8 protein-coding genes and 7 tRNA genes are annotated in these 10276 nt (G+C 42.3%); 9 read left to right on the top strand and 6 right to left on the bottom strand.

Features of this window, described 5'->3' with window-relative positions; translation table 11 throughout:
* Window positions 1-135 precede the first annotated feature (135 nt).
* A complete protein-coding gene (locus tag NT111_00775; GenBank protein MCX6804537.1) occupies window positions 136-1014 on the bottom strand; it encodes a transglycosylase family protein in 879 nt (292 codons plus the stop codon).
* An 84-nt stretch (window positions 1015-1098) separates the two neighbouring features.
* Between NT111_00775 and NT111_00770 the strand changes: the two genes are divergently transcribed.
* Together NT111_00770 and NT111_00765 are read left to right on the top strand one after the other, a co-directional pair.
* Window positions 1099-2739 (top strand): FAD-binding oxidoreductase, encoded by a 1641-nt coding sequence (locus NT111_00770; GenBank protein MCX6804536.1) that lies wholly within the window; start codon window positions 1099-1101, stop codon window positions 2737-2739.
* Between the two features lie 218 nt (window positions 2740-2957).
* Window positions 2958-3048, top strand: a tRNA-Leu gene (locus tag NT111_00765).
* A gap of 27 nt (window positions 3049-3075) precedes the next feature.
* On the opposite strand, the gene NT111_00760 is transcribed toward NT111_00765, so the two are convergent.
* A complete protein-coding gene (locus NT111_00760; protein ID MCX6804535.1) occupies window positions 3076-3906 on the bottom strand; it encodes a bifunctional 5,10-methylenetetrahydrofolate dehydrogenase/5,10-methenyltetrahydrofolate cyclohydrolase in 831 nt (276 codons plus the stop codon).
* An 85-nt stretch (window positions 3907-3991) separates the two neighbouring features.
* Here NT111_00760 and NT111_00755 point away from each other — a divergent pair, with 85 nt between their 5' ends.
* Window positions 3992-4492 (top strand): hypothetical protein, encoded by a 501-nt coding sequence (locus NT111_00755; GenBank protein MCX6804534.1) that lies wholly within the window; start codon window positions 3992-3994, stop codon window positions 4490-4492.
* Window positions 4493-4771: 279 nt separating this feature from the next.
* Here the strand turns inward: NT111_00755 and NT111_00750 are convergent.
* The 4 genes from NT111_00750 to NT111_00735 form a co-directional block, all read right to left on the bottom strand.
* Window positions 4772-4848, bottom strand: a tRNA-Val gene (locus tag NT111_00750).
* A 463-nt stretch (window positions 4849-5311) separates the two neighbouring features.
* Window positions 5312-5388, bottom strand: a tRNA-Gly gene (locus NT111_00745).
* A gap of 32 nt (window positions 5389-5420) precedes the next feature.
* Window positions 5421-5497, bottom strand: a tRNA-Gly gene (locus tag NT111_00740).
* Between the two features lie 33 nt (window positions 5498-5530).
* A tRNA-Phe gene (locus tag NT111_00735) sits at window positions 5531-5606 on the bottom strand.
* Window positions 5607-5714: 108 nt separating this feature from the next.
* Here NT111_00735 and NT111_00730 point away from each other — a divergent pair.
* From NT111_00730 to ligA, 6 genes are all read left to right on the top strand, one after another.
* Window positions 5715-5788 (top strand) — tRNA-Cys (locus tag NT111_00730).
* 7 nt (window positions 5789-5795) lie between these two features.
* Window positions 5796-5880, top strand: a tRNA-Leu gene (locus NT111_00725).
* A 101-nt stretch (window positions 5881-5981) separates the two neighbouring features.
* Window positions 5982-6815, top strand: coding sequence for a DUF2268 domain-containing putative Zn-dependent protease (locus NT111_00720; GenBank protein MCX6804533.1), 834 nt, complete (start codon window positions 5982-5984; stop codon window positions 6813-6815).
* Window positions 6816-6919: 104 nt separating this feature from the next.
* On the top strand, window positions 6920-7489 hold the full coding sequence (locus NT111_00715) for a LemA family protein (GenBank protein MCX6804532.1): 570 nt from the start codon (window positions 6920-6922) through the stop codon (window positions 7487-7489).
* A gap of 46 nt (window positions 7490-7535) precedes the next feature.
* Window positions 7536-8285 carry a hypothetical protein gene (locus tag NT111_00710; GenBank protein MCX6804531.1) on the top strand — a complete coding sequence of 250 codons (750 nt, stop codon included), beginning with the start codon at window positions 7536-7538 and terminating at the stop codon, window positions 8283-8285.
* A partial coding sequence (gene ligA / locus NT111_00705) for an NAD-dependent DNA ligase LigA (GenBank protein MCX6804530.1) occupies window positions 8272-10276 on the top strand: 2005 nt, incomplete at its 3' end. The genes NT111_00710 and ligA, both read left to right, overlap by 14 nt.

The following is a 10276-nucleotide window of genomic DNA, read 5'->3' as shown; positions in this document are numbered from 1 at the left end:
GACTCTCTGAAGGGCTTTGACGCAAAAAAAATCCAGGAACCAAGTAATAGGTTTTATAATATATATGATTGGTACTTGATAAAAAGGTAGCTTAATCCGTAGTAGTGCCTATGATGCTATTTTCGAAATAAGAAACTATTTAGTGTAGTAGAAGTTATAGCCTGTGTCGTTCCTACGGTCCCAATTAAACTCTGGACGAAGGAAGTACCAAACGCTCCTGTAGGCATCTACCCCTGCTCGCTGGAATTCGTAAGTTGGCTGGCCTGATGTTTCTATATTATTATTTGTGCGGGTTAGCTTAGCCCCCTCAGGTACGCCATCAATTGGTCTTAAGCAGAATGATACATCCAGGGGCACGGTGATACTAAAGCGACCCTCCTGGTCGGTAGTGACAGTCCTATCCTTAACACATGTCTCAATCTTTAGGCCCGGCAAGGGCTGGTCGTTAATACTGGCCCTACCGCTGACAAGTAGGTTGTAAGCCTCTGACGGGACCCCAAAGGGGTTGGCGGGCAGTATAGGGGCAGTCGGTAGCCCAGATGGAACAGGGGAATCGATTGATTGTTCGCTTGTTGGTGCTTGTGCGAATGTAGTGTCTTTGATCCAGCACCGATAGCTAGCGTTCCAGGGCTGAGTGCCACGCCTTGCAAAAGTGTTATTAAATGCTAGCTCTTGTATGTCGCCAGGGGCCATATAGGCCTGAGGGTATTGGGCAGCCAGTTCGGGCCCAACTGCTCCTTTCCAGGTTCTTGCGTCATATTGATACTTTCCAGTATGGCCACCAGGGCCTATACGATCGTAGCGTCCGCCGGATTCACAATAGCCTATCTTGTCTCGCCAGTAGTCGGGGTCGGTACCAAAGACCGGTATCCCGCTAGAAGCAAAACCTCTGAGTATAATTAAAAGACCGAATAAAATAAAAATAGCTAGAAAACTTATGACAAGAGGCTTATTTATTTTTGTATCGGCCTTTTTTGTAGATTTAAAGTAAGACCTAGATCGTTGGTTTTTCATATTTACCTTAAGTATTATACTAGAGGTATTAACTGAAATGTCAAATATCACTTCTTATTACGATGTATAATTGCTATGCTATATATGATGAGTAAAATTATAAAAGAAATACAAGAAAAGATTCATGGAGACATAGCAGTTGACCCTAAGAGCAGGGAATACTTTTCTACCGATGGTAGCATTTTTAAGGTCACTCCAAAAGTAGTTATCTATCCCATGAATGAAAATGATGTGGTAGAGGTTGTAAGATATAACAATGGCCTAATTGGATCCAATAAGGCCCTGCCCATAACCGCCCGCGGCAAGGGGACGGATCAAGGAGGCGCAGCCTTGTCTGAAGGAATCAGTATGGTTTTCCCTGCGCATATGAATAAATTATTATCGATGGATAAAGAAACTGTCACTGTCCAGCCAGGGATGATTTATGGAAATTTAGAGACCACCCTTAAAAGCCATGGTAGGTTTTTGCCACCCTACCCGGCGAGTATGGATTTTTGCTCTATCGGAGGGTCTATTGCGAATAATTCCTCAGGCGAAAAGACTCTAAAATACGGGGCTACTCGAAATTATGTCGCAAGTCTTAGAGTAGTACTACATAATGGCGATGTTATCGAGACCTACCGCATGAGCAAAAAAGAGCTATCTCAAAAAAAGAAGCAAAAAGATCTGGAAGGTGACATTTATAACGCCTTAGATTCGCTTATCGAGAGCAATAAGCACTTAATTGCCGAAAGCCGACCAAATGTCTCAAAGAACTCTGCTGGCTACGATCTGTGGGATATCAAGCGTAATGACGGAAGTTTTGATATGTCACAGCTTCTAGTTGGGGCCCAAGGTACGCTTGGTATCATATCTGAAGCGACGCTGTATCATATACCTTTCAACCCAAACACTACATTACTAGTGGGCTTTTTTGATAGTGTTAAAAAGCTCCAGCAGGCAGTAATGGAAATATCGCCACTATTACCTAGCGCGCAGGAGTTGGTAGATGACAATGTTCTAAAATTTGTTCTTGATAACAGACCAGATGTTTTAGCTAATTTGTTACCAGATAAGTTTCCAAAAGTAATACTCCTAGTCGAGTTCGACGATGTAAAATCCAGGCTGAGAAGTAAGAAAACAGATAAAGCCAAAGAAATACTCAGCCGACATGCCTATGATTATAAAATCAGTGTAAATAAGCTAGAGCAAGATCACCTGTGGAGGATCCGACGCCAGGCAGCTGCCATAATATGGATGAAGCAAGGCCCAAAGAAAGCCCTACCGATAATTGAAGATGGGGTGGTACCACTCGACAAGTTTGGAGACTTTGTCTTCAAGGCCTATAAAATGCTGGACAAATACAAGGTTAAGGACGCCGTCTGGGGGCACGCTGGCAATGGGCACTTGCACATCCAGCCATTTATGGATTTGAGCAATATTAGGGATCGCCAGAAGATTTACACCCTTAGTGACGAATTTTATAAAATGGTGCTAGGTTTGGGCGGGAGTATCTCTGGCGAGCATAATGATGGGATTATGAGGGGCATATATCTAAGGCAGATGTATGGGGCGAGTACCTACAGGCTATTCAAGGAAGTTAAGGGCATGTTTGACCCAAATAACCTACTTAACCCAATGGCTAAATTAGGCGCCACTAAAGAATTCGGAATGGTGCATATGCGAAATGAGTACACAATGTCTCATTTATTAGAGCATGTTCCAGGCTTATCATCGTACCACTAGAGCTTATCAATGCAGGTATTTTAAGATATAATAACCGAATTAAGTTCAGCCCCTCTATAACACGGGGTGCCAATAGAACTTAATATATCGAGCCGCGGTGGTGGTTCGCTGTACAGCGAATGGTAACCGCGCTAGCTGCCAGAGCAGTAGCGAGCATAATAATTAGGCTAGTTTAGCCCCTCAATAATATGGGGTGCTAATAGAACTTAATATATCGAGCCGCGGTGGTGGAATTGGTAGACACGCTAGCTTGAGGGGCTAGTGCCTAATATATCAGGCGTGGAAGTTCGAGTCTTCTTCGCGGTACCATATGTAGAATAAAAACTCACAAATTATTCATTGTGAGTTTTTTGATGCCTCAACGACATTTTGGAGCAAGCAAGCCACGGTAACTGGGCCGATGCCACCTGGAACCTTTGATATTAGCGAGCATTTTGGCTCAACACTCTCGTATTCAACATCCCCAATGGTTCTACCATCGCTTTCGGCAGCACCGGCATCCAAAACTATTACGCCATCTTTTACCATATTTCCAGTTAATAATTTGGGCGATCCAGTGGCTGTTATTATTATGTCGGCATCGATTGTTAAATCGCTTAGGTTATTAGTAGAGGCATCGGCAGTAGTGATATTGAGTCTTTTATTTTTTAATATAATACCTAATGGTAAGCCAACTAGCTTGCCTTGGCCTATAATTAGAATATTTTTATTATTCAATTCAATATTTTCTTTTTCGATAATCTCTAATATTGCTTTTGGCGTAGCAGGAATAAGAACCTGCTTGTTTTCTTTTAAAGATATCAGCGAGGCTTCAGAGAGTCCATCAACATCCTTGCTAGCTGGGATTAAATTTAATACATCTTGAAAATTATCAAGGCCTGTAACTGGTAGCTGGACTATAATCCCGTCTACAGATCCGTCGCTAGCTAATTTCTGCATCGCCAGTTTGCAGCTGTCGAGGTCTTGGCTGGACCAATCCAGCTTAGCGCATTCTATCCCTACTTCGGCTGCTTTTTCTGTCTTGAGGCTTATGTATTGGCTCGATGCTTTATTGGCATTATAGCTAATAATTACAAGCTTAGGGGGCACGGATAGTTTGTTAATTCCAGCTTTGGCTGAATCAAGTAATGCTTGGGCTATGTCTTTACCCCTAATAATTTTGGTCATAAGCTAAGTTTAGCAAAGAATACGGAATTGACCTACTATTATCTTTATGGTATAACTCTAAGTCAACTCCAGCGAAAGGCAAAGCATGATGAGTGGCACCAGAGAGTTCGATAATGTAGCAATACTGAGTCTGGAAGAAGTGGACAGCGAACAGATCCTAGAAATACAATCATTGATAACCAGAACGATAGGGGAGGACCGGTATAACCTGCTAAAACAGTGCCTCTATACCAAGGCCGCTATCGAGCTCGTTTCAGATGAAAACAGCCCAGTTGTAGAGGCTCTGGTGGAGTCTGTAGAGGGGCTGTACAAAACAGTTGGGCAAGAACTTGTAGAGGCTCAGCGAGAGATTAAGGAGCTTAAAAAACTAGTATTGTCAGAACAAAAGAAAAATGCCGAATTGCTATCTAGGAACAACTACCTGGAGACAGCAATTAAGTCGGTTCGTAAAGTCCTAAAGTCCGATACTATCAAAGAGGCATCTTCAGGATTTACAATCGATACACAGGCAGATCAGCTTTTAGCAAAATTGAATATTCTATGCGAGACAATCAAGGGGGCTTGCATAGCGATAAAAAATCATTAAGTAGTAGATTATTAGGTCTGGGAGCAATCCCAGGCCTAAAATTTTATCTCTAAAGCCCGAGGATAGATAAAATATTTCATAATAACAGCCCTGCAAAAGCAGGGCTGTTATTATGGTGGGTGATGAGGGATGGCGCCCGCCGCTGGCGGACTTTTCTCTGCGGTGCTCGGTAAATATTCAAGTGAACTTGATATTTACTACTGCGCTCCTCGTACACCGAACCCGGGGTTCGAGCCACATCACGCATAATAAAAACCCTGACAAGCAGGGTTCTTATTATGGTGGGTGATGAGGGACTCGAACCCCCGACATCTTCGGTGTAAACGAAGCGCTCTAGCCAACTGAGCTAATCACCCGCGAACCTGATAATTATACTATTAAAGCATTATTCTGTAAATATTTGAATCGCGCCATTGAATGCTAATATTGATATTTATTCGCTTTTCAAACATCTGCAATCGATGCAGTCAGTGACGAAAAGTTAAAGTATCGAGCTAAAATGTTTCTACTCAGTGATAGTCTACTTAATTATCACTAGCTTAGCTTCTGAGTGCTGATTCAACTTTTACAACTAAGTCATCATTTTTACCAAGCTGGACTGAGTCCTCTGAAGCTGGATATCCATCTATAAAAAACACATTCTTAGTTTCGGAAGATATACGTCTATCAAGAAAAACCGTATGTCCCTGACCTGAACTGTTTTTAATAGCAAAAGCAAGCGTACCGCCATCTCTTGCAATGTAGATATTTGGCTGAATTATATATTCACCGTCTATAATTTTTTGTAAAATATTATCGATAACTAAAGTATAACATTACTGGTGCGGGTGAAGAGACTCTAACTCTCGACCTCTTCCTTGGCAAGGAAGCGCTCTAAACAACTGAGCTACACCCGCATATTTGTAGAATGTATATTTGACTATATCTCTGGTGCGGGCAGAAGGGCTTTAACCTCCGGCCTCATCCTTGGAAAGGATGCGCTCTAAACAGCTGAGCTATACCCGCGTGTAAGGCTTTGACGAAAAGCATTGCATGTAATGGTGGCGAGACTCGGGATCGAACCGAGGACACATGGCTCTTCAGGCCACTGCTCTACCAGCTGAGCTATCTCGCCGCTTAAATACGGTATATCCTTGAACTTACGCCAAATATCATATCAAAAAACACGCTACATTTCCACCCTTTTACAGATTGGACAAGCAAGGTATAATATATCTTGCATGGCGCGTTGGCCGAGTGGTTAGGCAAAGGTCTGCAAAACCTTCTACACCGGTTCAAATCCGGTACGCGCCTCCATATTATTGGGCGAGTGGTGGAACTGGTATACACGACGGACTTAAAATCCGTTGCCTTAGGGCTTGAGGGTTCGAGTCCCTCCTTGCCCACCATAAAAAGTAGCCCCGCTAGGGGTTATTTTTTATGGATAGCGTAATCTTCAGGACAGAGAGCTAAACTTTCTGTCCTGTTTTTATTCTGTTAATATAGTGGTATGAAATCAGATTTAGTACAAATTGAATTTTATTTTCCAAACAATAAGAACAATCCGAAAAACAAGGCAAAACTTGTAGATTTGATATTAGATGTAATGAGAGAGAGCGGCAGTATTGACCGGGCAGGGTTTTTTGACGAAAAAATGCTACGAAGCCATATCCTGGGCCTTATTGGCGATGCAGATATTGATGATTACAAGGTGCCTTCGAAGGCACAAGTGCAAGAGATCAGAGATTGTATCGAGGAGGCAGCCTTGAAATATAATAGCCATCTTGCGATACCTATAAAGAATTATGTTTATGTTTTGCCTTATTTGCCAACGGAGGTAGATGTGGCAATGCAGGGTGTTATGGGTTTTACCCCTTATAGCTGCGTCTTTTATATTTTTCTTTCTGCCGAATTATGGACAAAAAAGTCTTTGGAAAATACAGTAGCTCATGAACTTAACCATACTATTTTTAATTATTATCATTATGATATTTTAAACGACCATACCCTGCTTGATAAAATGGTTATGGAGGGGCTAGCAGAAAATTTCAGAGAGAATTTTTTTGACAAGTCTTCGGCTGCTTGGGCCATAGCCCTTACTGAAGATAAAGCTTTCAAAATATTTAATGATATGGACGATAAAACCCTCTTTTCAAAAGATCGTGATTTGATTGATGGAGTACTCTACGGTAATAGCACCTATGAGCATTGGGCTGGGTATTCGATAGGATATTGGCTTGTAAAAGGATTACTGCACAATAACTTGGATTTGACCTGGGACACAATTATGAAATTATCATCTCGAGAAATCCTGGAGACCATTAAGAATAAAAAAAGGGTATAGCAACTGTAGCTGCTGAGCCAGGGTTATGGTGAAACCGAATTTCTATGGGGTTTTATTATCTATTAACAGTAGTATAATAGATAATATAAATAATCGGAGGCAGCATGATAGTTATTTGGGTAATACTAGCGGTAATAGTGGTTCTGGCGATAGCATTGTGGGCTACCTACAATAGCTTAGTGCGCTTGCGTATTAAGGCCGATGAAGCCCTCAGTGATATCACGGTTCAGATGAAGCGCCGCTTAGACCTGATTCCGAACCTCATTAGTACTGTTAAGGGTTATGCCAAACACGAAAAGTCTGTGCTAGAAAATGTCACCAAAGCCAGATCAGCCGCAATGGACGCCGGCAAAGGGGATATATCTAAAAAAGCCGAAGCTGATAATATGCTAACCTCGACCCTAAAGAGCCTATTCGCGGTCGCCGAAAACTACCCAGACCTAAAAGCCAATCAAAACTTTATTCAACTCCAAACAGAGCTAGCCGACACCGAAGATAAGATTCAGGCGAGCAGGAGGTTTTATAATAGTAATGTCACCGACTTTAATACCAGGCTAAAAGTTTTCCCTACCAATATAGTAGGTGGAGCATTGGGCTTTAAAGCCAGGGATTTTTTTGACATTGGAAAGGAAGAAAAAATCGAAGCAGCTAAGCCTCCAGAGGTCAAATTTTAATTATCCCTTCGGAGCTTAGTCAATATTTAGATATAACAGAACTATTATGAAAAATAAATTTAAAAAAAATATAGACCTTTTTAGTTTGCTTATTATGTCTATGAAAGAATGGGCTGCACAGGCAGGTACTTATAGCAGAATAATCCTAGTAGTGGTGGTCCCAATGGCAGTAATAAATATACTCAGAACTGGAAAAATATCATTAGATATCGGTATTACGGCTGCCCTTATTTGGACCTTGGTTTTTACGGCCCTACTAACATATTCTTTGCCAAGACGATCATCGGCAGACTTAAAAATTGGCGCTATTTACACTTTAGCCGCCGCTAGATTGCTGCAATATATAACTGTCACTATCGCTTTAATTGCTTCTTTTTTGCCAGCTTTAGTGGCCTTGTATGGGCTCATCCTGGGGCTTACATCATTAAACATATCTTTCCTAATTTTGATTCCAGCGGCAGTATCTCTAGGGTTCTTCGGTCTAGTTTTATCTTCCTCGCTTGGAGTGGCCCAAGCTATTGCTGTCAGTTCTGAAAAGACCGCCTGGGAATCACTTAGATCAAGCTATAGATTGACACGAGGGCATAGAATGATAGTATTCGGGGGTTATTTTATTATAGCTATTTTCATCATCCTAGTAGTCTTTTTGTTCTCATTGGTATCAATCCTTAGCCAGTCTATTTATGAGAATGTATATTTGCAGAATATATTCTACGCCAGCACTATCACGGTTTTTGTACCGCTAGTATTTATTTTTCAATCAAAGTTACTAGGAGCACTGGATGTCAAAAAATGACCAACTACAAAGAGCCTTACAGCTAAGAAATCTAATAGATGACTACCGCTATCGCTACCATGTCCTTGACGACCCTTCTGTGACAGATGAAGTTTATGATTCATTGACTCGTGAGCTCAGGCTAATAGAGGAAAAGTACCCACAGCTAATAACTCCAGATTCCCCAACCCAGCGGGTAGGCGGTAAAGTAAGCGCCGATTTTGCCAGCATTACTCATCGCAAGCGAATGCTCTCGCTCAATGATGTTTTTAGCCTTGAAGAGCTTGAGAGGTGGCAGGCTCGAATGCACAAACTACTAGGCAGTAAGAAAGACGACTACTACGGAGAGCTCAAGATGGATGGCCTGGCTATGGCTCTGCAGTATGAAAATGGAATTTTTGTAAGAGCCATAACTCGTGGTGATGGCACCACTGGCGAGGATGTAACACATACTGTCAGAACAATAGAATCTATACCCCTAAAACTAAGGCAATCAAAAAAAGTCACAAAAGAAGTCTATGAATTTTTTGAAGTGCGTGGCGAGGTGATTATCCCCAAGGCTGAATTTGAGAGAATAAATAAACAACGAGCCTCTGATGGCCAGCCACTTTTTGCAAACCCTCGCAATGCTGGTGCCGGCACTATTCGGCAGCTAGACCCTAGTGTGGCAGCTAGCCGTAAGCTAGAGTTTATTGCCTATGGTATCGAAATGGACCTGCCTGGCCTTGATAGCCACGGCGATGAACACGCAATGGCCCGAGAGCTTGGTTTTAAGATCGACCCTCATGCCAAGACTCTAATAAGTATTGCCCAAATAGAAGACTATATAGCTAGCTGGACAGAAAAGCGCGACAGCTTGCCATACAACATCGACGGACTCGTTATCACTATTAATGATAATTCAGAATTTGATAGCCTAGGTGTAGCTGGTAAGGCACCACGCGGCGCCGTTGCCTATAAGTTTCCGGCCGAAACAGCAACTACAATCTTAGAAGACATACGCCTAAGTATTGGCCGCACTGGCGCAGTCACACCATATGCGCTACTTGCACCAGTATTAGTGGCTGGTAGTACCGTGCGTAGAGCCACTCTTCATAACGAAGACGAGATCGCCCGAAAAGATTTGCGTATTGGCGATACGGTGGTGATTCGAAAAGCTGGCGATATAATACCAGAAGTTGTCGAACCGCTGGTGAGCCTCAGAACTGGTAAGGAAAAAATTTTTATAATGCCCGGCCAAATTAATGGCGTGAAAATTATTAAGCCATCAGGCGAGGCAGTAGCAAGACTCGAAAACTTACAATATGGAGAAGTGGTTTGGCAGCAGCTAATTCATTTTGTGTCTAAGTCGGCTTTTGATATTGACGGCTTGGGCGAGAAGATTCTCGCTCAGCTGATGGGTGAAGGCCTAATAGTCTCAGCCGTAGATATCTTCAAGCTAAAAGCTGATGATTTAGTGGGCTTAGATCGCTTCGCCGAAACTTCAGCCCAAAACTTAATCGATTCTATCAAAGCTCATTGCAAAGTTTCGCTGGGTAGATTTATTTACGCTCTAGGTATTCGCCATGTTGGCGCCAAGACTGCTAGCGATATCGCAGAGCACTTCACTAGCCTGGATAACTTTTTGCAGGCCCAGCCAGAGACGCTCGATAGTATTGGCGGCATTGGTGAGGTTGTGAGTGTTAGCCTGGCTAGCTGGCTTAGCGATAAAGTGAATCAAAAATTAGTCCATGATCTAGTGGCCGCAGGTGTAGAAGTACAAGACCAGGCAACTAAAAAAGCTGGTAAATTAACTAATACTAGCTGGGTTTTTACAGGCACTTTAAGCTCTATGAGCCGCGAAGAGGCTAGCTCAAAAGTTGTTGCTCTAGGAGGTAATGTAACAAGTGTTGTTAGTAAAAGCACTAACTTCGTTGTAGCAGGAGATGAGCCTGGAAGTAAGATTGATAAAGCAAAAAAATTTGGTATTAATATATTAAACGAGCAGCAGTTCAGCAAGGCACTTGGCTTGT

It is taken from the genome of Patescibacteria group bacterium, assembly GCA_026397045.1.
Classification (GTDB): Bacteria; Patescibacteriota; Saccharimonadia; order CAILAD01; family BJGX01; genus JAPLVO01.
This window is presented reverse-complemented; position numbering and strand designations above follow the sequence as displayed.

Bases quoted from the DNA above. Each gene is read 5' to 3' on its own strand.
- NT111_00775 (MCX6804537.1), bottom strand. From the start codon at position 1,014: ATGAAAAACCAACGATCTAGGTCTTACTTTAAATCTACAAAAAAGGCC.
- NT111_00770 (MCX6804536.1), top strand. From the start codon at position 1,099: ATGATGAGTAAAATTATAAAAGAAATACAAGAAAAGATTCATGGAGAC.
- NT111_00760 (MCX6804535.1), bottom strand. From the start codon at position 3,906: ATGACCAAAATTATTAGGGGTAAAGACATAGCCCAAGCATTACTTGAT.
- NT111_00755 (MCX6804534.1), top strand. From the start codon at position 3,992: ATGATGAGTGGCACCAGAGAGTTCGATAATGTAGCAATACTGAGTCTG.
- NT111_00720 (MCX6804533.1), top strand. From the start codon at position 5,982: ATGAAATCAGATTTAGTACAAATTGAATTTTATTTTCCAAACAATAAG.
- NT111_00715 (MCX6804532.1), top strand. From the start codon at position 6,920: ATGATAGTTATTTGGGTAATACTAGCGGTAATAGTGGTTCTGGCGATA.
- NT111_00710 (MCX6804531.1), top strand. From the start codon at position 7,536: ATGAAAAATAAATTTAAAAAAAATATAGACCTTTTTAGTTTGCTTATT.